This is a genomic window from Streptomyces sp. adm13(2018), from assembly GCF_008042145.1.
Lineage (GTDB): Bacteria > Actinomycetota > Actinomycetes > Streptomycetales > Streptomycetaceae > Streptomyces.
Genome location: NZ_RDBH01000114.1, coordinates 12,335 through 35,804 on the forward strand (window position 1 = coordinate 12,335; position 23,470 = coordinate 35,804).

Here is a 23,470-nt window from a genome sequence, read left to right on the forward strand (position 1 = left end):
GGGGCTCCCCGGAGCCCCCGCCTGGATCGACTGCGCGATCACCGCCGTGCACACCGGCGGCGACCACCTCATCGTGGTGGGACGGGTGGCGGCCCTGGGCGCGGAGGAGGACGGGGAGCCCCTGCTCTTCCACCGGGGGAGGTTCGGGCGGCTCACACCCTAGCGGGAGGCGCCGGAGGCCCGGGGACGGCGGATGACCAGGGCCATCAGGGCCGCCGCCGCGCACAGCGCGCCCGAGGCGTACCAGACGACGTCGTAGGAGCCGAAGACGTCGCGGGCCACACCGCCCGCGAACGCGACGACCGCCGCGCCCACCTGGTGGGAGGCGAGGACCCAGCCGAAGACGATCGCCGAGTCCTCGCCGTAGTGCTCGCGGCACAGGGCGATGGTCGGCGGGACCGTCGCCACCCAGTCCAGGCCGTAGAAGACGATGAAGAACAGCATCGGCGGGTGCACGGCCGGCGCGAGCAGCACCGGCAGGAAGAGGAGCGAGATCCCGCGGAGCGCGTAGTAGACCGCGAGCAGCCGGCGGGCCTCGAAGCGGTCGGTGAACCAGCCGGAGGCGATGGTGCCGACGACGTCGAAGACACCGATGACCGCGAGCAGTCCCGCCGCCGCCGTCACCGGCATCCCGTGGTCGTGGGCGGCCGGTACGAAGTGGGTCTTCACCAGGCCGTTCGTCGAGGCACCGCAGATCGCGAACGTCCCCGCGAGCAGCCAGAAGGGCCCCGTGCGGGCCGCCTTGAACAGGACCGAGACCGCGCGGCGGGCGGCGCCCGTGACGGGGGCCGGCTTGTCCGCGTACTCCCCGCCGTACGGGGCGAGCCCGACGTCGGCCGGGTGGTCGCGGAGCAGCAGCCAGACGAACGGGACCACCGCGAGGGCCGCGAGTCCGACGGTCACCGCGGCTGGGCGCCAGCCGTGCTGCTCGACCAGCCAGGACAGCAGCGGCAGGAACACCAGCTGCCCGGAGGCGCCCGCGGCCGTGAGGATGCCCGTCACCAGGCCCCGCCGGGCGGTGAACCAGCGGTTGGTGACGGTCGCCGCGAACGCGAGGGCCATCGAGCCGCTGCCGAGTCCGACGAGCACGCCCCAGAGCAGGACGAGCTGCCAGGCCGCCGTCATCCAGACCGTGAGCACCGAGCCCAGCGCGATGACCGAGAGCGCCACGGCCACGATCCGGCGGATGCCGAAGCGGTCCATGAGCGCGGCGGCGAAGGGGGCCGTGAGGCCGTAGAGGGCGAGGTTCACGGAGACGGCGAAGCCGATCGTGCCGCGCGACCAGTCGAACTCCCGGTGCAGCGGCTCGATCAGCAGGCCCGGGAGCGACGCGAACGCCGCCGCGCCGATGATCGTGACGAAGGTGACCGCCGCGACGAACCAGGCGCGGTGGACTCGGGGCGTGCGCCGGGGGCGCGGCCGCCGCGGGGGGAGGGGCGCCCGCCCGTCGGGCGGGCCGGCGGACGGCGTCTCGGTTGTCTGGGCCATGCCACCGAGCATCCCGGTCCGCCCCGCCCCCGGACCATTGGCCCGGACGACAGCTTTCGAACGGATCGGGACACGGATCGGGACACCCATCGAGGCATGGAGCCGAGGCTCCCCGTCACCGCTCACGCCCTCGGCAGCGTTCTGATCGGGCGCACCGCCAGCAGCGCGCCCACCACGAGGACCGCGATCCCCGCCCCCGTCAGCAGCACCTCCTCCGTGCCGACGGCCGCCGCGACCGGGCCCGACAGGGTGCGCCCGACACCCATCATCAGGAGCGAGCCGGCCACGTCGTAGGCGTGCATCCGGTTCAGCGCCTCCTGCGGCACGTGCGTCTGGACGGACGTCGACCACATCACCAGCCAGAAGGCGAAGGCCGCGCCGCCGATGAACTGGCCCGCGCCGAGCAGCGCCACGGGCGCGCCGAGGCCGAGGAGCGCGAGGTTGACGGGGAGGCCGAGGAGGGCGACCGCGCCCGCCGCGAGCGGGGCGCGGGGGCGCAGCCGGAGGGCGAGCAGGCCGCCGACGGCGCTGCCCGCGCCGTTGACGGCCATGAGCACGCCGTACGCGGCGGAGCCGTGCTCCCCGGTGACCAGGCTCGCGGTGAGCGGCACCATGGGCCCGGCGACGGTGAGCCCGTACACGGTCCAGATGGCGATGACGCCCCAAAGCCAGGTTCGCGCCCGGAACTCCCGCCAGCCACCGGCCAGTTCGGCACCCAGCGAGTCCCGCCGCAGCGTGTCGGAGGGGATCGGGGCGATCCGCATCAGGGTGAGGCAGACGGCGCTCACGGCGAAGGTCACGCCGTTGACGGCGAAGGCCGCGCCCGCGCTCCACACGGCGACGAGCAGGCCCGCGGCCGCCGGGCCCGCCATGATCATGAGGGCCTCCACCACCCGGAGGACGGCGTTGGCGCGCTGCACGTCGGGGGCGATGCGCGGGATGGTGGAGGCGACGCCCGGCTGGAAGAGGGCGGCGCCGACGCCGCTGAGGACGGACAGCGTGTAGACGGCCCAGAGGGGCGGGGCGCCGACGGTGAAGGCGACGGCGAGGACGGCCGCTCCGGGCAGCCGCAGCAGATCCGCGAGGATCATCATGCGGCGGGCGGTGAAGCGGTCGGCGAGGACGCCGCCGAAGAGGACGAAGAGGGCGAAGGCGGCGGTCCAGCCGCCGAGCGCGTAGCCGACGGTGGCGCCGGAGTGGCCGGCGCCGAGGAGTCCGGCGGCGAAGGCGACCGGGACCATGCCCTCGCCGAAGACGGCGACGCCCCGGGCGACGAAGAAGAGCCGGAAGTTACGGTTCCACAGTGCGGGCGGCTCGGCCGGGGCGGGAATCCGCTCGGCGGCCTCAGACTTGTACGTGTTGTCCGTCACGGAGACGTAGACCTACCACCACGTGGTCTACACCACCACTGGATTTCGACCGATCCCGGAGGGAGCACCGCCCGTGCCGCCGTCGCCCGAACCGCCCCCGCACCGCGTCGCCGTGCTCGCGCTGCCCGGTCTCCTCCCCTTCGAACTGGGCATTCCGCACCGCATCTTCGGCCGCGCGAAGGACGCCGGGGGCCGTCCGCTGTACGAGATCGTCACCTGCGCGACGGCCGCGGGACCGGTGCGGACGGACGCGGACTTCGCGATCCACGTCGAGCACGGACCGGAGGCCCTGGCCACCGCCGACACCGTCGTCGTACCGGCCTCGTACGAACTCGGACCGGTCTACGAGGAGGGCAGGCTCACCGGGGAGCTGGCCGCCGCGCTGGCCCGCATCCGGCCCGGCACCCGGCTCGTCTCCATCTGCACCGGCGGGTACGTGCTCGCCGCCGCCGGGTTCCTCGACGGGCGCCCGGCCACCACCCACTGGTCCTCGGCCGCGCACTTCCAGCGGCTCTTCCCGCGCGTACGGGTGGACGCGGACGTGCTGTTCGTCGACGACGGGGACGTCCTCACCTCGGCGGGCGTCGCCGCCGGGATCGACCTGTGCCTGCACATCGTGCGCCGCGACCACGGCACCGCCGTCGCCAACGACGTGGCCCGCAGGACCGTCGTGCCGCCGCACCGGGACGGCGGTCAGGCGCAGTACATCGAGCGGCCCCTGCCGGAGGCCGGCACCCACACCACGACGACCGCGCGCGCGTGGGCGCTCGCCCGTCTGCACGAGCCGATCCAGCTGCGGGACCTGGCCGCCCAGGAGGCGATGAGCGTACGGACGTTCACCCGCCGCTTCCGCGACGAGGTGGGCGTCAGCCCGGGCCAGTGGCTCACGCAGCAGCGCGTCGAGCGCGCCCGGCACCTCCTGGAGTCCACCGGTCTGCCCGTCGACCGGGTCGCGCAGGACGCCGGTTTCGGCACGGCGCAGTCGCTGCGCGTGCACCTCATGAGCGCGATCGGGGTGACGCCGACGTCCTACCGCCGGACCTTCCGCACGGCCGCGTCGGCCGGCCCGGGGTCCGTCGCGGACGTCACTTCCTGAGACGGATCCCCGTCCCGCCGCCGGAGCAGCCGCCGTTCGCCCGCCGCCCCGATCAGGGTGAGCAGGACGGTCAGGCCGACGCCCCAGAGGATGGCGGTGGACGGGGCCGCGACCTTGAGCAGACCGCCCGCGAGGCTGCCGCTGGCCGCGTAACCGGCGCCCACGGCCGCGTACATGACCGAGTACCCGGCGGCCAGCGCCGACGGCGGCAGGAGCTCGCGCAGGGCCAGGTTCCGGGCCAGGCTCGCCGGGGCCTGGAGGAGTCCGGCCGCCGTCAGGGCCACCGCGATGCCCGGCACCGAGGGCAGGACGGCGACCAGGGCGACGCCCGCGGCGACGGCGAGGACCAGGACGAGCGACTGGAGCGCCAGCGGGCCCGGCCAGCGCCCCCGGAGGCCGTAGACGAAGGCGCCGACCGCCGCGCCGACCGAGAACCCGGCGAGGAGCGCCCCCGCCCAGCCGATGCCGATGCCGCGCTGTTCCAGGAGGGCGGGCAGGATCAGCTCGGCGAGCGCGAGCAGCGTCAGTCCGGCCGCGCCGAGGACGTACACCGGCCACACCCGCAGCAGCGCCCGCCGCGTCGACCCGCCGCCGTCCCCGGCCTCCTGGTGCCAGCCGGGCGGGAGCGCCCGCAGCCCGGCGACGGACACCGCCATCAGCCCGGCCATGAGCAGCGGGGGCGCGGCGGGGGCGACGCCCAGCGCGAGGCCGGTGACGAGGGCGGGGGCGGCGGCCCAGATGCCGAAGGTCAGCATCGACTCCATGCTCATCGCCTGGGTCACGGCCCGCGCGGGGACCAGGGAGGTGAGGAGCGCGCGCAGCCCGCCGGGCACGGCGGCCGGTCCGGCTCCGGCGAGTACGGCGAGGGCCGCGAGCACCACGGGGTGCGCGGTCGGCAGCAGGCCGAGGCCGGCGAACCCGGCGGCTCCGGCGCCGAGCCCGGCGGCGAGCTGCGGCCGGGCGCGGGCGGCGTTCAGCCGCATGCCGAGGACGGGTGCGGCGACGATCTCCCCGAGGACGTACGCGGCGGCGAGCACGGCTCCCAGCGAGTACCCGCCGGGCCGCTCCCGGACCAGGAACACCAGGGCGAGCGGGGCCATGGCGACGGGGAGGCGGCCGGCCAGGGTGACGGCGGACCAGGCGAGAACGGGGCGGGTGACGAGCTCGCGGTAGGACATCCCCGGACCGTAGCGGGGCGGGTCCGCGGGGCTCACCCCGTTTTCGCCGGCGGCCCGGTGGCACGGTCAGAAGGTGAGGACCCCGCGGGCGACCTTGCCGGCCTCCATGTCCTCCACCGCCCTCCCGAAGTCCTCCACCGGATAGGTGGTGGTGACGAGTTCGTCGAGGAGGAGACGGCCCGAGCGGTACAGCTCGGCGTAGAGGGGGATGTCGCGCTGCGGGCGGGAGGAGCCGTACCGGCAGCCCAGGATCGACTTGTCCAGGAACATCGCCGCCGGCAGGAAGCCCGCCTCCGCCGTGGGCGCCGTCATGCCGAGCAGGACGGCCTGGCCGTGCCGGTCGAGGAGGTCGATCGCCGTCCGGACGAGCCCGGTGTGGCCCACGCACTCGAAGACGTGGTCGGCGCCGGTGGGGAGGATGTCCCGTACGCCATCGGTGGAGGTGAGGAAGTGGCTCGCCCCGAACCGCCGGGCCGCCTCCTCCTTCGCCGGGTTGGTGTCCACGGCGATGATCGTCAGCGCGCCCGCGATCCGCGCGCCCTGGAGGACGTTCAGCCCGATGCCGCCCGTGCCGATGACGACGACCGTCTCGCCGCGCCCGACCTTCGCCCGGTTGAGGACGGCCCCGACGCCGGTGAGGACGCCGCAGCCCATCAGCGCGGCCGAGGTCAGCGGGATGTCCGGCGGGATCCGCACCGCCTGGACCGCCTTGACGACGGTCCGCTCGGCGAACGAGGAGTTCGAGGCGAACTGGTGGAGGGGGCTCCCGCCCCGGGAGAAAGGCCGCCCCGGCCTCCCGATGGCCTTCCGGCACATGGTGGGCCGGCCCCGGTCGCAGTCCGCGCAGGTCCCGCAGTTCGCCAGGGTCGACAGGGCCACGTGGTCGCCGGGGACGACGTGCCGGACGCCTGCCCCGACCGCCTCGACGACCCCGGCGCCCTCGTGCCCGAGGACGACGGGGACGGGGAAGGGGATGGTCCCGTCGACGACCGAGAGGTCGCTGTGGCACAGGCCGGCCGCCGCGATCCCCACGAGCACCTCGCCCGGGCCGGGATCGCGCACCTCCAGGTCGTCGACGACCCGGACCTGCCTCCCGTCGAACACCACACCCCTCATGAGCCGTTCTCCCCACTGGCGCCGGTACGGGTCGCGGTGTCGGGGGTACGGGCCCCGGTGCCGCCGGTACGAGCCTCGCTGCCCCCGGTACGGGCCTCGGCGCCGGGGGCCGCCCCCGCGTTGGGGCGGTCGCCCGCGGCCGCGGCCCGGGCCATCTCCTCCAGGCGCGCCAGCATCGGCATGGGGTCCGTCCCGACCGTGCCCGGCAGGAAGTCCGCGATCCGTTCCGGCGTCCAGCCGCCCTCGGCGTAGCCCGCGCGCAGCTCCCTGGGCTGGGCCCAGACCGCGATCTTCGGTCCGGCGATCGTGTAGACCTGTCCGGTGATCCGCTCCGCGCGGGCCCGCTCGGAGAGCAGGTAGACGACGAGGGCCGCCACGTCCTCCGGCTCGCCGATCTCGGTCAGCTCCATGGGGACGTTCGCCGACATCCGGGTCCGCGCCACGGGCGCCACGGCGTTGGCCGTCACCCCGTACTTGTGGAGGCCGAGGGCCGCCGACCGTACGAGGGAGATGATCCCGCCCTTGGCGGCGGAGTAGTTGGCCTGCGCCACCGAGCCCTGGTGGTTGCCGCTGGTGAAGCCGATCAGGGTGCCGGTCCGCTGCCGGCGCATGACCGCCGAGGCGGCCCGGAAGACCGTGAACGTGCCCTTCAGGTGGGTGGCGACGACCGGGTCCCACTCCTCCTCGGACATGTTGAACAGCATCCGCTCGCGCAGGATGCCCGCCACGCACACGACCCCGTCCAGGCGTCCGTACTCGGCGAGTGCGACGTCGACGATCCGCTGCCCGCCGGCCATCGTCGAGATGTCGTCGGCGACCGCGACCGCCGTACCGCCCCCCGCCTCGATCTCCTTCACCACCGACTGCGCGATCTCGGAGGTCGGTTCGCCGCCCTCGATCGACACCCCGTAGTCGTTGACGACGACCTTCGCGCCCTCGGCGGCGCACGCGAGGGCCACGGCGCGGCCGATGCCCCGTCCCGCACCCGTCACGGCGACGACCTTGCCAGCCAAGAAGTTCCCCACGTCCGGTCCCTCCCGCAGTTTCTGACGGTCCGTTAGATTCTCTGCTAGACGGGATTCTACGGCCCGTCAGATACCGGAGAACAAGACCCCGGAGGCCCCCGATGTCTCTGCCCGCCGCATTCCATGAGATCGCCAAGCGCGTCAACAACTGGGGCCGTTGGGGCCATGACGACGAGATCGGCACCCTCAACCTCGTCACGGACGAGATCGTGCGCGACGCCGTCGCCACCGTCCGCACGGGCCACCGCGTCCCGCTCGCCGTCGACCTGGAGCAGGACGGCGTCCAGACCGGCATGATCCCGGGGCGGGTCAACCCGCTCCATGTGATGGTGCAGATCAACCAGGAGCTCTTCGGCCCCGGCACGATCGCCACCAGCGACGACGCCGTGACCCTGGGGCTCCAGTCCGGCACCCACTGGGACGCCCTGACCCATGTCAGCCACTCGGGCCGCATCTACAACGGCCGCCCCGCCACCACCATCACCGCGCACGGCCGCTCGCAGTTCAGCGGCATCCACACGGTCCGCCGGCTGGTGAGCCGCGGGGTCCTGCTGGACGTGGCCGCGGCGAAGGGCCTGGACCGGCTGCCGGGCGACCACGCGGTCACCCCGGAGGACCTCGACGAGGCGGCCGAGTTCGGCGGCGTCACGGTCCGGGCGGGCGACATCGTGCTCGTACGGACGGGTCAGATGCGGTCGTACCTGGCCGGGGACAAGCACGGGTACGCCTTCCCGTCACCGGGCCTGTCGATCCGTACGCCGGAGTGGTTCCACGCCCGGGACGTCGCGGCCGTCGCCAACGACACCCTCACCTTCGAGATCTTCCCGCCGGAGATCGAGGACCTGTGGATGCCGGTGCACGCCCTCCACCTGGTGGAGATGGGGATGCTCCAGGGGCAGAACTGGAATCTGGAATCCCTGTCCACAGCCTGTGCACAAGAACGGCGCCACGCCTTCCTGCTCGTCGCGATGCCCGAGCCCTTCGTGGGCGGCACGGGCACACCGGTGGCACCGGTCGCCATCCTCTGAATCACGGCACACGAGGGAGCCGCCCGGTGGCACCAGGCGGCGGACCGTCGGCGGCGCGTCCGTTCGGGACCCGTCAGCAGGGAACCCGGCCGGGCGTCATCGACGGCCCCGGCACGGGCCCCCGACTCTGCGGAGGCGTGGTCGGGGCCGGGGCCGGCGCCGGATCCACCTCGCACCAGATGCTCTTGCCGACGCCCTCGGGCTGCCAGCCCCACCGGTCCGCGAGGCCGTCGACCAGCTCCAGGCCGCGCCCGTTGGTGTCGTCGCCCTCCGCGTGCCGGGGCCGCGGCGGGCGGTCGCTCGCGTCCGCCACCTCGACCCGCACCCCGCCCTCCGCCGCGAACAGCATCCGCAGGACGGCCGGACAGCCGGTGTGCACCACCGCGTTGGTCACGAGTTCGGAGATGAGCAGCACCAGCGTCTCGGCCAGCGTGTCGTCTTCACCTATGCCCGAGCCGGCGAGCCGCGACCGGGCCCACCTCCGTGCTCGCCCCACCTCGGCCGGGTCGGGCCCGACCTCCAACTGAACCTGAAGCACCTGCACCGCTCACACCATCCGAACCGGCGGACAACACACCTTCACGGAACGTGATTCCCTTGTGGGACAGCATGGTTGACGTACAGTCACCGCAACAAGCGCTTCGGGCATATTCCAGCGCGAAGGAGTACGCGTGGTCCATACTGTGCGACGCACGCTGCGAGTAGTCGAACGCCGGGTGCGAGCGCCGGGCATTCCCGGCCACGGGGCCGCCCCGGGGGCGGCACCGGGACGCTCCGGGCCGACGGTCACTCGCATCTCACGGAGCGTACCGGAGCCGGGGGCCGACTCCGGGCCGTGACGGCCCCGCCGAAGGACACAACCCGATATCGACGTTCCGTCGTCGGGATGTCGCGGAGCGCTACAGGCTCGCCGCCACCGCCTCCTCCGCCCGCTCGGCCGTCATCCCCAGCCGCGCCCGTACCCACGCCCGTTTCAGGTGCAGATGGACGTCGGCCTCCCAGGTGAAGCCCATGCCGCCGTGCACCTGGAGACAGTCCCGCGCGTTCCCGACGGCGGCCTCGTCGGCCAGCAGTTTGGCCCCCGCGATCTCGACCGGATCGGCGGTGACGGCGGCGGCCCGGACGGCGGCCCGGGCCAGCTCGGCCCGCACCAGCATGCCCGCGCACAGATGTTTGACGGCTTGGAAGCCGCCGATCACCTGCCCGAACTGTTCCCGCTCCCGCGCGTACGCGACGGCCGCCTCCGTGGTCCGCCCGGCGCTCCCGACCTGCTCGGCCGCATGGAGCAGTACCGCCTCCCCCGCCACCGCCGGGTACGCGCCCGTGCGCGCGGGCACCCGGTGCAGCGGGGTCAGCGGATCGACCGACCGCAGGGGCACGGCGCCCGTCACGTCCCCGGAGACCACGTCGGCCTCGTCCAGCCACGGCACCAGCCCCTCCGAGGCGGCCGTCACCACGGCGGTGCCGTCCGCCGCCCCCGGCACGGTGCCCGCCGCGAGGTGGGTCGCCACCAGCGGTCCCGGCAGCAGCACCCGGCCCGCCTCCTCGAAGAGGAGCACCGCCTCGGGGAGGCCGAGGCCCACGCCGCCCTCGTCCTCCGGCAGCCGCAGGGCGAAGAACCCGGCGTCCCCGAGCTCCCGCCACAGGCCGCGGTCGAGCGCGGGCGTGTCCACGGCCTCCCGGAGCGCCGCGCGGTCGAACCGGCGGGCGAGCAGCTCCCGTACCCCGCGCCGCAGGGCCCGCTGGTCCTCGGTGAGTCGGAAGTCCACGGCGGGGGTCACCGGCCCTTCGGCAGGCCGAGGATGCGCTCGGCGACGATGTTGCGCTGGATCTGGGAGGTGCCGGCGGCGATGGTGTACGCGAGCGAGGACAGCCGGTCGAGGGTCCAGTCGCGGCCGAGGTCCAGGGCATCGGGTCCGAGGACGGCGGCGGCGGCCTCGTACAGCTCCTGGCGGGCGTGCGAGTAGTGGAGTTTGAAGACCGAGCCGCCGGCGCCGGGCACCCCGCCGGTGGCCCGGGCCTCGCTGACGTTGGCCTGGACGAGCCGCCACAGGGCCTGGAACTCGGCGGTGAGCCTGCCGAGGCGGCGGCGCAGGACGGCGTCGTCCCAGGTGCCGTTCTTCCGGGCGGTGCGGGCGAGTTCGCCGAGAAGGCGGCGGCAGGCGACGACCTCGCCGACGAAGGCGGTGCCGCGTTCGAAGGAGAGGGTGACCATGGTGACCCGCCAGCCGTCGTTCTCCTCGCCGACCCGGTTCTCCACGGGGACGCGCACCTTGTCGAGGAAGACCTCGGCGAACTCGGTGGAGCCGGCGAGGGTGCGCAGCGGCCGTACGGTGACGCCGGGGGCGTCCATGGGCATCGCGAGCCAGGTGATGCCCCGGTGCCGGGAGGTCGCTTCGGGGTCCGTGCGCACCAGGAGTTCGCACCAGTCGGCGACCTCCGCGTGCGAGGTCCAGATCTTCTGTCCGGTGACGACGTAGGCGTCGCCGTCGCGGACCGCGCGGGTCCGCAGCGCGGCGAGGTCGGAGCCGGCGCCGGGTTCGCTGAAGCCCTGGCACCAGACCTCGTCGCCGCGCAGGACCGGCGGGAGCCAGCGGGCGCGCTGGGCGGGCGTGCCCTCGGCGGCGATGGTCGGGCCCGCGTGGAGGAGGCCGACGAAGTTGGCGCCGACGTAGGGCGCCCCGGCGCGTTCGGTCTCCTCCAGGAAGATCAGCCGCTGGGTCGGGGAGGCGTCCCAGTGCACGTCGGCGTATCCGGCGTCGTACAGCCGGCGCTGCCAGCCGCAGTCGTACGCCCGGCGGGCGGGCCAGTCGAGCGGGTCGGGGCGCGGGGGGAGGCCGGGCAGGGCGGCGGTGAGCCAGTCCCGGAGCCGGGCGCGGAACTCCTCCTCCTCGTCGGTGCCGGTGAGGTCCATCAGGCGGGTCGGCGGTCGGAGTCGAGGTCGAGGCCGAGCATGCGGATGGCGTTGCCGCGCATGAGTTTGTAGACCGTCTCGTCGTCGAGGCCCCGCACGTGGTCGAGGGCGACCTCCTTGGTGTGCGGGAAGGTCGAGTCGACGTGCGGGTAGTCGGTCTCGAAGGTGGCGTTGTCGCGGCCGACGACGTCGAGCGAGGCGATGCCGTGCTTGTCGCGGAAGAAGCAGCAGAAGATCTGCCGGTAGTAGTACGTGGACGGCGGCTCGGGGATCAGGTCGCGGACGCCGCCCCAGGCGCGGTGCTCCTCCCAGACGTCGTCGGCGCGTTCGAGGGCGTACGGGATCCAGCCCATCTGGCCCTCGCTGTAGGCGAGCTTGAGCCGGGGGAAGCGCACGAGGACCCCGCTGAAGAGGAAGTCCATCATCGAGGCCATCGCGTTGTTGAAGCTGAGCGAGGCCTGGACGGCGGGCGGGGCGTCGGGCGAGGCGGCGGGCATCTGGCTGCTGGAGCCGATGTGCATGTTGACGACGGTGCCGGTCTCCTGGCAGACGGCGAAGAAGGGGTCCCAGTAGCCGGAGTGGATGGAGGGGAGCCCGAGGTGGGTGGGGATCTCGGAGAAGGTGACGGCTCTGACGCCGCGGGCGGCGTTGCGGCGGATCTCGGCGACGGCGAGGTCGATGTCCCAGAGCGGGATGATGCAGAGCGGGATGAGCCGGCCGCCGCTGCCGCCGCACCACTCGTCGACCATCCAGTCGTTGTAGGCGCGGACGCAGGCGAGGGCGACCTCCTTGTCGTGCGCCTCGGCGAAGGTCTGGCCGCAGAAGCGGGGGAAGGTGGGAAAGCAGAGGGAGGCCTCGACGTGGTTGAGGTCCATGTCCGCGAGGCGCGCCTTCGGGTCCCAGCAGCCGCGCCGCATCTCGGCGCGGGTGATCCCCTCCAGGGTCATGTCGTCGCGGTCGAAGCCGACGGCGGCGATGTTGCGCTTGTACGGGAACCTGAGGTCCTCGTAGATCCACCAGTCGGTCGGCGGGCCGTCCGGGTCCATCGTGATCCGGTACTTGCCGGCGACGTAGGCGAGTTCGCCGATGCCGGCCGTGAGGGGCTGGGGTCCGCGGTCGCGGTACTTCTTCGGGAGCCAGGTCTCGAAGAGGTGGGCGGGCTCGATCACGTGGTCGTCGACGCTGATGATGCGGGGCAGTTCCGTCATGACCCCTCCATGTCTCTCAGGACTTTTCTGATGGACCGTCAGATCTGACGGCATCAGGCTAGCCCCGCACCCCTGGACCGACAAGCGCCCGGCCTCTACGCTCGCCGCACGATCTGACGGAACGTCAGCCAAGAGGAGTCCGGTCATGGATCAGACCGCACACGCCCTGGGCGGGTCCCGCACGCTCTGGGAGCTCGTCGAGCGCCGCGCCGCCCTCACCCCCGACCGGCCCGTCCTCCTCCAGGGCGACCGGGTCCTCACCTTCGGCGGCCTGCGCGAGCGCGCCGAGCGCTGCGCCGCGGGCCTGTACGCCCGGGGCGTGCGCCCCGGCACGGTCGTCGCCTGGCAGCTGCCCACCCGCATCGAGACCGCGGTGCTCTCCTTCGCGCTCGCCCGCCTCGGAGCCGTACAGACCCCCGTCATCCCCTTCTACCGGGACAAGGAGGTCGGCTTCGCGCTGCGCGAGTCCAAGGCCGAGTTCTTCGCCGTCCCCGGCACCTGGCGCGGATTCGACCACACGGAGATGGCCCGTCGGCTCGGCGCCCGCGGCGTCTTCGAGGCGTACGACCCCGACTCCCTCCCGGACGGCGACCCCGCGGTGCTCCCCCCGCCGCCCTCCTCCGGGACCGACGTCCGCTGGATCTACTGGACCTCGGGCACCACCTCGGACCCCAAGGGCGTCCTGCACACCGACCGCTCACTCCTCGCGGGCGGCTCCTGCCTCGCCCACGCGCTCCGGCTCACCGCCTCCGACGTCGGCTCGATGGCCTTCCCGTACGCGCACATCGCCGGGCCCGACTACACGGTGATGCTGCTGCTGTACGGCTTCCCCGCCGTCATGTTCGAGCAGTTCGCACTGCCCGAGGCCCTCGCCGAGTACCGGCGGCACGGTGTGACGGTGGCCGGCGGCTCCACCGCCTTCTACGCGATGTTCCTCGGCGAACAGCGCAAGAACCCCGGCGAACCCGTCATCCCCACCCTCCGGCTGCTCGCCGGCGGCGGCGCGCCGAAGCCGCCGGAGATCTACCACGCGGTACGCCGGGAGCTGGGCTGCCAGCTCACCCACGGATACGGCATGACCGAGGTCCCCATGATCACCATGGGCGCGCCCGACGACACCGACGAGAACCTCGCGACCACCGAGGGCCGCCCGCCGGCCGGCATGGAGATCCGGATCACCCCCTCGGGCGAGGTGCTGCTCCGCGGGGAGGCCGTCTGCCGGGGCTATCTGGACCCGGCGGCGACGGCGGCCGCCTTCGACGAGGACGGCTTCCTCGTCACCGGCGACGTCGGACACCTCACCCCGAGCGGGCACCTCGTCCTGACCGGCCGCGTCAAGGACATCATCATCCGCAAGGGCGAGAACATCTCGGCGAAGGAGATCGAGGACCTCCTGCACCGGCACCCGGACGTCGGCGACGCCGCCGTCGTCGGACTCCCGGACCCCGAGCGCGGCGAACGCGTCTGCGCCGTCGTCGAACAGCCCCCGGGAGCCGGACCGCTCACCCTGCCGGCGGTGACCGCCTTCCTGCGGGAGGCCGGCCTGTCCGTGCACAAGCTGCCCGAGCAGCTGGAGGTGGTGGCCGCGCTCCCCCGCAACGAGACCCTGCGGAAGGTGCTGAAGTACCGGCTCAGGGAGCGATTCGGTCGCTGACCCGCTGCCCGGGGAAGTCCGCCCCTGAAGCCCCGGCAGAACCGCCGGGCGCAGACGGCCCGGTGGTACCGGCAGGCCCGGCAGGCTCCGGCAGCGCGTCCGGCACGTCCTCGTACACCTCGAAGAGGCGCTGGACGCCGAGCGCGGCGAGTACCCGGGCCACATGGCCGTCCTGCTCGTCGGGGAGGATCAGGCGCAGCCGGCCCCCGCAGGAGCGGAGCAGCCGACGGGTCGCGATCAGCACCCCGACGCCGCTGGAGTCGCAGAACCGCACGCCGGACAGATCGATCACCAGGTCGTGCCGACCGCCCGCCACGGCCGCGTGGACGCTCTTGCGTATCCGGGGCGAGGTGACCAGATCCATCTCGCCCCGCACGCGGAGCACCGTCCAGGCGCCGTACTCGTTCTCGTCGACCTCGATCGTCGTCACGCCGGGCGCCTGCCCCCTGAGCGCGACCCGAAACCCGTGAATCCGAGGATGACGCTTTCCTTACCATCCCCGTCCGCGTCAAGGGCGCAGTTGCGGCAAACATGCGTACGCCGTCCGCCCGGCGCACTACTTTGGAGTACGGACGGGAAGCCGCCGGAGCCGGGAGGGGCGAGGGTCGCATGGCGATGGACACACCACCGCGCTGGGACCGCAGGATGCAGCAGCGGTTGGCGCGCGGCGAGGCGGCCGCGCTCGGCGAGCTGTACGACCGGTTCGCCGCCCTGGTGCACAGCCTCGCCCACCGGGTCCTGGGCGACGACGACGCGGCCGACCAGATCACCCGCGAGGTCTTCGGCTACATCTGGGAGAACCCCGACGCGTACGACCCCAAGCAGGGCAACCTGCGCTCGTGGGTGGCCCGGCTGACCCAGCGGCAGGCCGTCCACCGGCTGCGGCAGGCGGAGACGACGGCCTACGCGGAGACGGGCCGGGGCTCGGCCGAGGAGCTGGAGCAGAAGGTGCGGCGGGCCTCGGTCGCGGCCCGTGCCGACTACATCGTGACCTCGATGCCGACCCCGCTCCGGGCCGCGCTCGAACTGGCCTATTTCCAGCGGCGGGACTACCGGCAGACCGCGGCCGACCTCGGCGTCACCGAGGACGAGGCCCGCCGGCGGCTGCGCCTGGGCCTCCAGCTGCTCTCCTCCGCGAACCGTCCCTACGCCGACGGCGGCGGCCCGCCCGGCTACGGACGCACGCGGTGACCCGGGCGAACGGCGACGACGGCGACGACGTCGCACGCGCCCCGTGGATACCGGGACCCCGCCGGGCGGCGGACGACCACGCCGACCTGACGGCCGACCCGGCCGGAGCACCGGTCGAGGAGGAACCCGCGGCGGATCCCGAGGCTGAGGAGTCGGCGGCCGAGCCCGAGGTGCCCGTGCTGACCCACGGGGTGCTCAAGTCCCTGCTCGGAGCCTGGGCGCTCTCGGCCTGCTCGCCCGGGGAGACCCAAGCCGTCGAGGACCACCTGACGGTCTGCGCGCCGTGCGCGGACGAGGCGCTGCGGCTCCGCGACGCGGTCGCCCTGCTGCACGAGGACCGCGACCTGGACCTGGATCCGCTGCTGCGGTCCCGGGTCCTGGAGAACTGCCTGGGCCGACGCCCGGCCCGCATCCCGGTCCCGGACTGGGTCACGCCGTACGACGCGGAGACCGCACGGCTCGACGCCCTGCTCCGGGACATCGGGGAGTCGGAGTGGCACGCGCCGGTCCGGCTCAAGTGGTACGAGGAGGGCCGGATCGTCCGCCGGAAGGCGACGGTCGCCGGGGTCATCAGCCATCTCCTCGCGGTGGACGGACTCGTGTCGGCCGCGCTCGGGCTGGACGACCCGCTCGGCACGGGGACCCCGGAACTCTCGCCGTCGGAGCGGACGGACGCCTTCTGGTCCGGCCTCGACCGGCCGCCGAACCGCTCCATCCGCGGCCCGTGGCGGGACCAGAGCCACACGCTGATCCGGACGGTGTCCTTCGCCGGGCGGGGCGTCGCGGACCTGACCGTCACCTACAAGGACTTCGCACTGCCGCTGCGGGACTCGCTCCTTGAGCGGGCGTTCGAGTGCTGGGTGCACGCGGACGACATCGCCAACGCGGTGGCGTACCCGTACGCCGCGCCGAGCGGTGCGCATCTCCACGGCATGATCGACCTGGCCGCGCGGCTGCTCCCCGGCGCCCTGGCCAACCGGCGCCGCGCGGGGCTCGCCGCCCCGGCCCGCCGTCTGGTCGCGGCGGGCGCACCGGGCCGCTCGCTCCATCTGGAGGTGGAGGGCGTGGGCGGCGGCCACTGGTACATCGCGCTGGACTCGCCGGCCGCGCTCGGTTCCCCGGCGCAGGCGGTGGCCCAGGTGGCGATGGACGGGGTCGAGTTCTGCCAGCTGGTCGCGGGCCACATCTCGCCGGAGGAGGCCGCGGCGGGACAGGACGGCGACCGCGAGGCGATCAGGGACGTCCTGTCGGCGGCGGCGTCACTCAGCCGGCTGTAGGAGGCGGGCCGGGCGCGCCAGGCGCGCGCCAGGTGACTGCCGACGCCCCGGCGCCCCCACGCGCTTCCTACGCGAAGACCACCGTGCGGCGGCCGTTCAGCAGGATGCGGTGTTCCGCGTGCCACTTGACCGCGCGGGCCAGCGCCTGGCACTCCACGTCGCGGCCGATCGCGACCAGTTGGTCCGGGGTCACGTCGTGGGCGACGCGTTCGACCTCCTGCTCGATGATCGGGCCCTCGTCGAGGTCGGCCGTCACGTAGTGGGCGGTCGCGCCGATCAGCTTCACACCGCGCGCGTGCGCCTGGTGGTAGGGCTTGGCGCCCTTGAAGCTCGGGAGGAAGGAGTGGTGGATGTTGATGATCCGCCCGGAGAGCTGCTTGCAGAGGTCGTCGGAGAGGACCTGCATGTAGCGGGCGAGGACGACCAGCTCGACGTCCTCCTCGCGGACCAGGTCGAGCAGCTCGGCCTCGGCCTCCGCCTTGGTGTCCCGGGTGACGGGGATGTGCCGGAAGGGCAGCCCGTAGGAGCCGACGAGCTCAGCGAAGTCGGTGTGGTTGGAGACCACGGCCACGATCTCGACCGGTAGCGCCCCGAGCCGCGAGCGGAACAGCAGGTCGTTCAGGCAGTGGCCGAACTTCGACACCATGAGCACGACCCGCATGCGCTGGTCGGCGCGGTGGATCTGCCAGTCCATCTGGAAGGAGTCGCCGACCGCGACGAAACTCGCCCGCAGCTTGTCGACGTTCACCGGGGCCTCGGCCGAGAAGTGGACCCGCATGAAGAAGAGCCCGGTGTCACGGTCTCCGAACTGCTGACTGTCCTCGATGTTGCAGCCGGTGATGAAGAGGTAGCTCGACACGGCGTGCACGATGCCCTGCTTGTCGGGGCACGAGAGGGTGAGGACATACTGGTCGGTCATCCCGTCAGCCTGCCACATCCGGAGCGGCGCGAGGACCCACCGTCCGTCAGACGGACCCCGTCACACGGACCCCGTCATGATGTGCAGCACGTCGAGGGAGCGCGGCGGTGTGTCCGGGTCCTCCCCGTCCGCCCGCGCGAGGTGGACGTGGGCCTCGCGGGCGGCCCGTACGGCCTCCGGCCACCCGGGGTGCTGGAGGTAGGCGGAGACGGGGGCGTCGGGGCCCACCTGGTGCATGATGCGCAGCACCCGGAGGACGGCCACGTCGACGAGGGCGGCCTCGCCGGTGTCGCGGAAGATCGAGCCGACGTACTTCTCGGCGGACCAGTTGTCGAGCCAGGTGTCCTCGACCAGGCGGTAGACGGCGTCGGTGACGTCGCCGTACCCGTCGAGGCCGGCCAGCCAGGTGGTCTCGTGGAACCCGGGGTCGGAGAGCATGTGCAGCGCCGAGCGCACGTTGCTGCGCCAGCGCCACCACGGCATGTCGTTGAGCGGCATGCCGCCCATGGTGGAGGAGCGACGGCCGCGACGGGAAGAGTTCACCGAACCGGAGACTGGACTGGACACCTTTCGATCGTACGTCCCCCTCTCCGCCCCCGTAATTCACCGTCACGTCACCCCGCGTTGATCCGTGCTCACTCCCCCGTTACCCGTGGGGCGGAAATGTGCGTGTCCATGACCGGACGGCGACTGACCTCACTCCTCGCGTACGTCACGACCGCGACGGCCGGAGCCTCGCTGCTCACCGGGTGTGGCGTGCTCCCTGGGACCACGGGGGGTTCCAGGGAGCCCATCACCGTCATGACGTGGGCTCCCGACCAGACCCGTGCCACCAACATGCCCGGAATGCCCGCGATGGCCCAGACCTTCGCCCGCTGGGTCAACTCCCAGGGCGGGATAGAAGGCCACGAGCTCCGCGTCCTCACCTGCAACGAGCACAACACCGCCACCGGCGCCGCCGACTGCGCGCGCCGCGCCGTCCGCGAGAAGGTGGTCGCGGTCGTCGGCTCGTACAGCCAGCACGGCCGCGCCTTCATGGCCCCGCTGGAGGCCGCCGGCATCCCGTACATCGGCGGCTACGGGATCTCCGAGGACGAGTTCACCAGCCCGCTGTCCTACCCCGTCAACGGCGGCCAGGCCTCCCTCGTCGCCGGGCACGGCATGCAGCTCGCCGCGTCCTGCCGCGCGGTCTCCCTCGTCCGGCCCGACACCCTCGCCGGCGACAAGCTCCCCGAACTCCTCAACTCGGGCCTCCGCAAGGCGAGCCACCGCGGCGCCGTCGACATCCCCGCCGTCGAGGACGCCGCCGAGTACACCGAGTCCGCCTCCCGGGCCAGGGAGGAGGCCGGCGACGAGAAGGGCTGCGTCACCGCCGTGCTCGGCGAGCGCACCCAGACCTTCTTCGACTCCTTCCGCCGCCTCCCGGAGCGGGCGGACGGCGGGGGCGGTGACGGGGGCGCCGCCGACGGCGGCGAGGGCGACGGATCCGGCGGGCGGGCGGACGGCGTGCGGATCTCGTCCGTCCTCGGCAGCGTCGGCCAGCCCGTGATCGACCGCACCGGCGGCGCGCACAGCCCCTTCGAGGGCGCGTTCGTCACCGGCTGGTACCCGGAGGCGTCCGACAGGAGCTGGGCCCCGATGCGCAAGGTCGTCCAGGACCACGCCTTCGCCGACAACCGGGTCGACCCGGCCGACACGGGCGTCCAGACCACCTGGATCGCCTACACGGTGCTCAAGGAGGTCGTGGCGTCCCTCGACAGCGACGAGATCACCGCCACCCAGATCGCGTACGCCCTCGACCGGGGCGCGCGGATCGACACCGGCGGTCTGACCCCGGCCCTCCGCTGGAAGTACGAGGACCTGCTCGGCGCCCCGGGCTTCCCCCGGATCATCAACCGCGAGGTGACGTTCCAGGTGGTGCGCGAGGGGCGGCTGGTGGCACAGCGGCCCGGGTTCGTCGACGTCGGCGAGACCGTGCTGAGCGCCCCCTGAGCCCCTCCCCGCCGCGGAGCACGCGGCGGGGACCCCGCGCCTACAGCTGGGTGTACGTCCGCTTCTCCAGGCCGTACTTGCCGGCCGTCGGGTTCCACAGCGAGGCCGCCTGCTTCTTGGCGGCGGTGGCCTCGCCGCTCTTGTTGTTCGCCGCGGCCAGCTGCGAGGTCGAGCGGGCCTTGCCGCCCTTGCAGGCCTTCTTCGACTTCATCTGGTCGCCCCAGGCCGCGTAGTGGTCGTCCGCGGACGCCGAGGCCTCCCAGGCCTTGGTGAGCGCGGCCGTCAGCGCCGGGTTGTCCGGGATCTTGTCGACCGACAGCGAACGGAGCCGGGTGACCAGGCCGCGGCGCTGCTCGGCGGCCCCCCGCAGGTCGCTCGCGGCCTTGTCCAGGTTCTTGCACTGCTTGATGGACTCGACCGAGCTGATCACCGTGTCCCGGCTGCTGCTGCTGGTCGCGAGGAGCTTGCTCAGCTCCTGCGCCTGCCCCTCGGCCGGGTCGGCCGGCTTCTCGGCCGGCGCGCTCGTCGCCTCGCCCGACGGGGCGGTGGAGCTCTCCGCCACGGTCTCGGAGCCCTTCGTCGGCTCCTTGTCGTCGTCGCCGCCGCTGAGCAGTGCGCCGGCGCCGAGACCGACGACGGCGCAGCCGACGACGACGGCGGCGATCAGCGCGACCGGGGACTTGCGGCGCGGGGGCTCGTCGCCGCCGCCGTCGTAGTAGGCGTCCTGGTACGCGTACTGCTGCGGGGGCGCCGGCGGCTGGTGCTGCTGCTGGTGCTGCTGGTACGGGGCCGGGGCGGGCTGCCGGTAGGCCTGCGCGTGCGGCGTCTGCGGGGCCTGCGGCGCCCGCGGGGACTCCGTGCGGAAGAGGTTGTCGAACTCGGCGGGCGGCTGCCGCTCCCCGGGCTCCTGCGGCGGCACCGGGGCGATGTACTGGGTCGCGTCGGAGGCGCCCGCGGGCCCGGGGCCCTGTGCCTGGTGCGATCCGGTGCCGAGGAACTGGGTGTGGGCGCCGCCGCCCTGCTGCTGCGGCGGCACCGGCGCGATGTGCTGGGTGGACTGGAGGTCGGCGGCCGGATGCGGATAGCCGTACCCGCCGCCCTGCCCGCCCTGCGGCATCGCGCCGGGCGCCTGCTGCGGGTAGCCGTAGCCCGGCTGCGGGCCGGGCGCCTGCTGCGGGTAGCCGTAGCCCGGCTGCGGGCCGGGCGCCTGCGGTATCCCGCCCTGGGCGGGCGGCATCCCGCCCGGGACCGGCGCGATGTGCTGGGTCGCCTGCAGGTCCGCGCCGCCGGGAGCGCCCGGCCCCGGGTAGCCGTAGCCGGGCTGCGGCGGAACGGGCGGCAGGTACTGGGTGGACTGCATGTCGGCCGCGCCCGGCGCCGCCTCCGGGGGCAGGGGCTGCGCGGGCGGCAGCGGCTGCCCGCCCGGCGCCGCGCCGGCGGGACCCCAGGCGCCACCGTACGGCTGTGCTCCCCCTGAAGCGTTCTGCGCCGGGGGCACCGCCGGGTACTGCGGCTCCGGACCCTGTCCGTTCTGCGTCACCGGGACTCCTACTGATGGACCTACGGAATCGTCGGCCCACGCTACCGGGTGCGCCCGGGGCTCCGCACATACGTGTGAGCCCGGTTACACCACCTTCTCGAACGGCACCGCCCCCACCGGGGACTACGCGGCGTAGAGCTCCACGCGCGCCCCGAACTCCCGTACCACCGCCTCCCCCGCGTACGGCTCCAGGCGCTCCCTCAGGTCGTCCAGGTACTCCGCGCCCCTCGACGACCGCAGCGTGCCCAGCAGTTCGAGCGCACGGGTGCCCGTACGGCAGGCCTGCTCCACCTCACGCTGCTGCACCTGCGCGGAGGCCAGCAGCGCCAGGCCGATCGCCCGGCGCCGCGCGCGCGTCTCCGGATGCCCGGCGATCGACTCCTCCGCCGCCCGCGCCGCGGCCTCCGCCTGCCCCAGGTCCCGGTAGCAGTGGGCCAGTTCGTCCGCCAGATACGCCTGGTCGAAGTGCGCGATCCACACCGGGTCGTCGCCCGCGTCCGGATCGGCCTGCTCAAGCGCCCGTACGGCACGGCCCGCCGCCGTCTCGAAGGCACTCAGGTCCCCCAGCAGGGCGTGCCCGCGCGCCTCCGCCGCGTGGAACATCGACTCCGCCCGCGGCGGCACCTTCCCGCGCGCCCCCTCCTGCGCGGCCCGCGCCAACTGGGCGATCTCCCTCGGGTTTCCGAGCTGGGCGGCGAGGTGGCTCATGGAGGCGGCGAGGACGTAACCGCCGTACCCCCGGTCCCCCGCGGCCTGCGCGAGCCGCAGCGCCTGGATGTAGTACCGCTGGGCGAGCCCCGGTTCGCCCGTGTCGACCGCCATGTACCCGGCGAGCTCGGTCAGTCGGGCGACCGCGGCGAACAGCTGCCGCCCCACCGCCTCACGGTACGAGCCGGACAGCATGCCCGACACCACGCTGTTGAGGTAGTGGACGACCACCGGGCGCACGTGCCCGCTGCCGAAGCGCCGGTCGAGGTCGACCAGCGCCGCCGTCATCTCCCGTACGGCCGCGACGTCCGCCACCCCGACGCGCGCCCCCGCCATCCGGGCCACGTGCGCGTCCGGGCCCGTGATCAGCCAGTCCCTGCTGGGCTCGACGAGCGCGGAGGCCGCCACCGCGGAGCCGGAGAGGAAGTCCCGGCGGCCCACGTCGCTCCGCCACAGCTCGCAGACCTGCTCGATCGCGCCGGGCACGGTCGGCGCGAACTGGAGGCCCACCCCGGCCGCGAGGTTGCGGCCGTTGGCCATGCCGACCTCGTCGATGGTGACCGTGCGGCCCAGCTTGCGGCCCAGGGCCTCGGCGATGACCCCCGGCGCCCGGCCGCGCGGCTGCTGGCCCCGCAGCCAGCGCGCCACCGACGTCTTGTCGTACCGCAGGTCGAGGCCGCGCTCCGCGCCGACCATGTTGACCCTGCGGGCGAGGCCGGCGTTGGAGCAGCCGGCCTCCTGGATGAGCGCCTGGAGCCGTTCGTTGAGCTGACGCGGAACGAGTGGCCTGGCTGCCATGAGTACCCCCTGAGGCCGTGCGGTGATCATCGGAGAACAGATCACTGCCCGGCGAATATCCGGTCAATGCCGATGTGAACACGCGAAACCGGACACGTCGGTTGCGGCTTCGCCACCGGCGCCCCCACCTGTCCGTACCCGCCCCAGCTCCCCGGCCCTCCGCGCGCCCCCGCGCGTGCACCGATGCGCCCCGCGTGCAGGATCGATGCCTCACACCGCTCCGCGCCCTGGCCGTAACCCCAGGTGACGGGGGAAGTTGTGTTCCACGTGGAAGAGACCATCGGAGTCACGGAAGCCGCACAGATCCCCCAGCAGCGCGGCGATCTGCTGCTGGACAGTGCCGTGCGGTACGCGGAAGAGCGGCACTGGGACGTGTTTCCCGGGACCTGGCTGGAAGCCGTCGAGGGCCGGGAGCGCTGCTCCTGCGGGGCGGAGGCGTGCGCCCTGCCCGGCGCCCACGCGGTCAAGCCCGACTGGTCGACCCTCGCGACCGGCAGCGGCGTCGGCGCGCGGCGGATGTGGTCGAAGCAGCCGAAGGCCTCGATCCTGCTGCCGACGGGCCGTACGTTCGACGCGATCGAGGTGCCCGAGTCCGCCGGCTTCCTGGCGCTGGCCCGGATGGAGCGGATGGAGCTGACGCTCGGCCCGGTCACCTGCACCCCGGACCGCCGGATGTTCTTCTTCGTCCTCCCCGGCGCCGCGGCCAAGGTGCCCGACCTCGTCCGCAAGCTCGGCTGGGCGCCGGCCTCCATCGACCTCACCACCCGCGGCGAGGGCCACTACGTCGCGGCCCCGCCCACCCGCGTCGGCGGCAGCGGCGCCGTCCAGTGGGCCCGGCGCCCCACCCCGGCGAACCGCTGGCTCCCCGACGCCGAGGAACTCGTCAGCGCCCTCGCGTACGCGTGCGGCCGGGAGGCCGCGGAGGCGCGAAGCCGGGCGTCATGACCCTGGGTCCCCGTGAGTCCCGC

General features: G+C 73.7%; 21 protein-coding genes and 1 pseudogene. 8 read left to right on the top strand and 14 right to left on the bottom strand.

Annotation, left to right across the window (positions count from 1 at the left end; translation table 11 throughout):
* Positions 1-163, top strand: a 163-nt coding sequence (locus EAO70_RS12175) for a flavin reductase family protein (RefSeq protein WP_148003440.1), incomplete at its 5' end; no start/stop codon positions are given.
* Here EAO70_RS12175 and EAO70_RS12180 read toward each other — a convergent pair.
* Both EAO70_RS12180 and EAO70_RS12185 read right to left on the bottom strand, forming a co-directional pair.
* Positions 160-1,488 (bottom strand): MFS transporter, encoded by a 1,329-nt coding sequence (locus tag EAO70_RS12180; RefSeq protein ID WP_261992826.1) that lies wholly within the window; start codon positions 1,486-1,488, stop codon positions 160-162. The two genes, EAO70_RS12175 and EAO70_RS12180, sit on opposite strands and share 4 nt — an antisense overlap.
* A 122-nt stretch (positions 1,489-1,610) precedes the next feature.
* Positions 1,611-2,858 (bottom strand): MFS transporter, encoded by a 1,248-nt coding sequence (locus tag EAO70_RS12185; protein ID WP_410091265.1) that lies wholly within the window; start codon positions 2,856-2,858, stop codon positions 1,611-1,613.
* 73 nt (positions 2,859-2,931) lie between these two features.
* On the opposite strand from EAO70_RS12185, the gene EAO70_RS12190 reads away from it, so the two are divergent.
* Positions 2,932-3,954 carry a GlxA family transcriptional regulator gene (locus tag EAO70_RS12190; protein ID WP_148003038.1) on the top strand — a complete coding sequence of 341 codons (1,023 nt, stop codon included), beginning with the start codon at positions 2,932-2,934 and terminating at the stop codon, positions 3,952-3,954.
* Here EAO70_RS12190 and EAO70_RS12195 read toward each other — a convergent pair.
* The 3 genes from EAO70_RS12195 to EAO70_RS12205 all read right to left on the bottom strand — a co-directional run bounded on the left by EAO70_RS12195 (position 3,888) and on the right by EAO70_RS12205 (position 7,273).
* A complete protein-coding gene (locus EAO70_RS12195) occupies positions 3,888-5,132 on the bottom strand; it encodes an MFS transporter (protein ID WP_148003039.1) in 1,245 nt (414 codons plus the stop codon). The two genes, EAO70_RS12190 and EAO70_RS12195, sit on opposite strands and share 67 nt — an antisense overlap.
* A gap of 66 nt (positions 5,133-5,198) precedes the next feature.
* A complete protein-coding gene (locus EAO70_RS12200) occupies positions 5,199-6,248 on the bottom strand; it encodes a Zn-dependent alcohol dehydrogenase (RefSeq protein WP_148003040.1) in 1,050 nt (349 codons plus the stop codon).
* Positions 6,245-7,273: an SDR family NAD(P)-dependent oxidoreductase gene (locus EAO70_RS12205; protein ID WP_261992827.1), complete on the bottom strand. Its 1,029-nt coding sequence runs from the start codon at positions 7,271-7,273 to the stop codon at positions 6,245-6,247. The genes EAO70_RS12200 and EAO70_RS12205 overlap by 4 nt, the downstream gene beginning before the upstream one ends.
* 101 nt (positions 7,274-7,374) lie before the next feature.
* On the opposite strand from EAO70_RS12205, the gene EAO70_RS12210 reads away from it, so the two are divergent.
* The gene (locus EAO70_RS12210; protein WP_148003041.1) at positions 7,375-8,301 is read left to right on the top strand and encodes a cyclase family protein; all 927 of its coding nucleotides are present in this window, start codon (positions 7,375-7,377) and stop codon (positions 8,299-8,301) included.
* A 73-nt stretch (positions 8,302-8,374) separates the two neighbouring features.
* On the opposite strand, the gene EAO70_RS12215 is transcribed toward EAO70_RS12210, so the two are convergent.
* From EAO70_RS12215 to EAO70_RS12230, 4 genes are all read right to left on the bottom strand, one after another.
* Complete coding sequence (locus EAO70_RS12215; RefSeq protein WP_148003042.1) at positions 8,375-8,845, bottom strand: ATP-binding protein; 471 nt, start codon at positions 8,843-8,845, stop codon at positions 8,375-8,377.
* A 355-nt stretch (positions 8,846-9,200) separates the two neighbouring features.
* Positions 9,201-10,070, bottom strand: coding sequence for an acyl-CoA dehydrogenase family protein (locus EAO70_RS12220; protein ID WP_148003043.1), 870 nt, complete (start codon positions 10,068-10,070; stop codon positions 9,201-9,203).
* A gap of 8 nt (positions 10,071-10,078) precedes the next feature.
* A complete protein-coding gene (locus EAO70_RS12225) occupies positions 10,079-11,215 on the bottom strand; it encodes an acyl-CoA dehydrogenase family protein (protein WP_148003044.1) in 1,137 nt (378 codons plus the stop codon).
* Entirely contained in the window at positions 11,215-12,423 is a 1,209-nt protein-coding gene (locus EAO70_RS12230; RefSeq protein WP_148003045.1) for an amidohydrolase family protein, read from the bottom strand. Before EAO70_RS12230 ends, EAO70_RS12225 begins: the two co-directional genes overlap by 1 nt.
* Positions 12,424-12,568: 145 nt before the next feature.
* On the opposite strand from EAO70_RS12230, the gene EAO70_RS12235 reads away from it, so the two are divergent.
* Complete coding sequence (locus EAO70_RS12235; RefSeq protein ID WP_148003046.1) at positions 12,569-14,077, top strand: class I adenylate-forming enzyme family protein; 1,509 nt, start codon at positions 12,569-12,571, stop codon at positions 14,075-14,077.
* A 73-nt stretch (positions 14,078-14,150) separates the two neighbouring features.
* Here EAO70_RS12235 and EAO70_RS12240 read toward each other — a convergent pair.
* Positions 14,151-14,507: pseudogene (locus EAO70_RS12240) on the bottom strand (STAS domain-containing protein); the annotation flags it as partial.
* Positions 14,508-14,686: 179 nt separating this feature from the next.
* Between EAO70_RS12240 and EAO70_RS12245 the strand changes: the two are divergent.
* Positions 14,687-15,268, top strand: a complete 582-nt coding sequence (locus EAO70_RS12245) for a sigma-70 family RNA polymerase sigma factor (protein ID WP_148003048.1) — start codon at positions 14,687-14,689, stop codon at positions 15,266-15,268.
* The gene (locus EAO70_RS12250; RefSeq protein WP_187283860.1) at positions 15,265-16,545 is read left to right on the top strand and encodes a maleylpyruvate isomerase N-terminal domain-containing protein; all 1,281 of its coding nucleotides are present in this window, start codon (positions 15,265-15,267) and stop codon (positions 16,543-16,545) included. The genes EAO70_RS12245 and EAO70_RS12250 overlap by 4 nt, the downstream gene beginning before the upstream one ends.
* A gap of 67 nt (positions 16,546-16,612) precedes the next feature.
* Here EAO70_RS12250 and purU read toward each other — a convergent pair whose 3' ends face one another.
* Together purU and EAO70_RS12260 are read right to left on the bottom strand one after the other, a co-directional pair.
* Positions 16,613-17,464: a formyltetrahydrofolate deformylase gene (purU, locus tag EAO70_RS12255; protein WP_148003049.1), complete on the bottom strand. Its 852-nt coding sequence runs from the start codon at positions 17,462-17,464 to the stop codon at positions 16,613-16,615.
* Positions 17,465-17,524: 60 nt separating this feature from the next.
* Positions 17,525-17,971, bottom strand: a complete 447-nt coding sequence (locus EAO70_RS12260) for an SCO4402 family protein (RefSeq protein ID WP_148003050.1) — start codon at positions 17,969-17,971, stop codon at positions 17,525-17,527.
* Positions 17,972-18,139: 168 nt separating this feature from the next.
* On the opposite strand from EAO70_RS12260, the gene EAO70_RS12265 reads away from it, so the two are divergent.
* Entirely contained in the window at positions 18,140-19,456 is a 1,317-nt protein-coding gene (locus tag EAO70_RS12265) for an ABC transporter substrate-binding protein (protein ID WP_148003051.1), read from the top strand.
* Between the two features lie 40 nt (positions 19,457-19,496).
* Here EAO70_RS12265 and EAO70_RS12270 read toward each other — a convergent pair whose 3' ends face one another.
* Together EAO70_RS12270 and EAO70_RS12275 are read right to left on the bottom strand one after the other, a co-directional pair.
* Positions 19,497-20,996 carry a hypothetical protein gene (locus EAO70_RS12270; RefSeq protein WP_148003052.1) on the bottom strand — a complete coding sequence of 500 codons (1,500 nt, stop codon included), beginning with the start codon at positions 20,994-20,996 and terminating at the stop codon, positions 19,497-19,499.
* A 123-nt stretch (positions 20,997-21,119) separates the two neighbouring features.
* The gene (locus EAO70_RS12275) at positions 21,120-22,502 is read right to left on the bottom strand and encodes a transcriptional regulator (RefSeq protein WP_148003053.1); all 1,383 of its coding nucleotides are present in this window, start codon (positions 22,500-22,502) and stop codon (positions 21,120-21,122) included.
* A gap of 258 nt (positions 22,503-22,760) precedes the next feature.
* Here EAO70_RS12275 and EAO70_RS12280 point away from each other — a divergent pair, with 258 nt between their 5' ends.
* Positions 22,761-23,447 (top strand): bifunctional DNA primase/polymerase, encoded by a 687-nt coding sequence (locus EAO70_RS12280; RefSeq protein ID WP_148003054.1) that lies wholly within the window; start codon positions 22,761-22,763, stop codon positions 23,445-23,447.
* Positions 23,448-23,470 lie beyond the last annotated feature (23 nt).

Bases quoted from the DNA above. Each gene is read 5' to 3' on its own strand.
- EAO70_RS12210 (WP_148003041.1), top strand. From the start codon at position 7,375: ATGTCTCTGCCCGCCGCATTCCATGAGATCGCCAAGCGCGTCAACAAC.
- EAO70_RS12275 (WP_148003053.1), bottom strand. From the start codon at position 22,502: ATGGCAGCCAGGCCACTCGTTCCGCGTCAGCTCAACGAACGGCTCCAG.
- EAO70_RS12180 (WP_261992826.1), bottom strand. From the start codon at position 1,488: ATGGCCCAGACAACCGAGACGCCGTCCGCCGGCCCGCCCGACGGGCGG.
- purU (WP_148003049.1), bottom strand. From the start codon at position 17,464: ATGACCGACCAGTATGTCCTCACCCTCTCGTGCCCCGACAAGCAGGGC.
- EAO70_RS12230 (WP_148003045.1), bottom strand. From the start codon at position 12,423: ATGACGGAACTGCCCCGCATCATCAGCGTCGACGACCACGTGATCGAG.
- EAO70_RS12265 (WP_148003051.1), top strand. From the start codon at position 18,140: ATGACCGGACGGCGACTGACCTCACTCCTCGCGTACGTCACGACCGCG.
- EAO70_RS12260 (WP_148003050.1), bottom strand. From the start codon at position 17,971: ATGGGCGGCATGCCGCTCAACGACATGCCGTGGTGGCGCTGGCGCAGC.
- EAO70_RS12245 (WP_148003048.1), top strand. From the start codon at position 14,687: ATGGCGATGGACACACCACCGCGCTGGGACCGCAGGATGCAGCAGCGG.
- EAO70_RS12235 (WP_148003046.1), top strand. From the start codon at position 12,569: ATGGATCAGACCGCACACGCCCTGGGCGGGTCCCGCACGCTCTGGGAG.
- EAO70_RS12200 (WP_148003040.1), bottom strand. From the start codon at position 6,248: ATGAGGGGTGTGGTGTTCGACGGGAGGCAGGTCCGGGTCGTCGACGAC.
- EAO70_RS12225 (WP_148003044.1), bottom strand. From the start codon at position 11,215: ATGGACCTCACCGGCACCGACGAGGAGGAGGAGTTCCGCGCCCGGCTC.
- EAO70_RS12195 (WP_148003039.1), bottom strand. From the start codon at position 5,132: ATGTCCTACCGCGAGCTCGTCACCCGCCCCGTTCTCGCCTGGTCCGCC.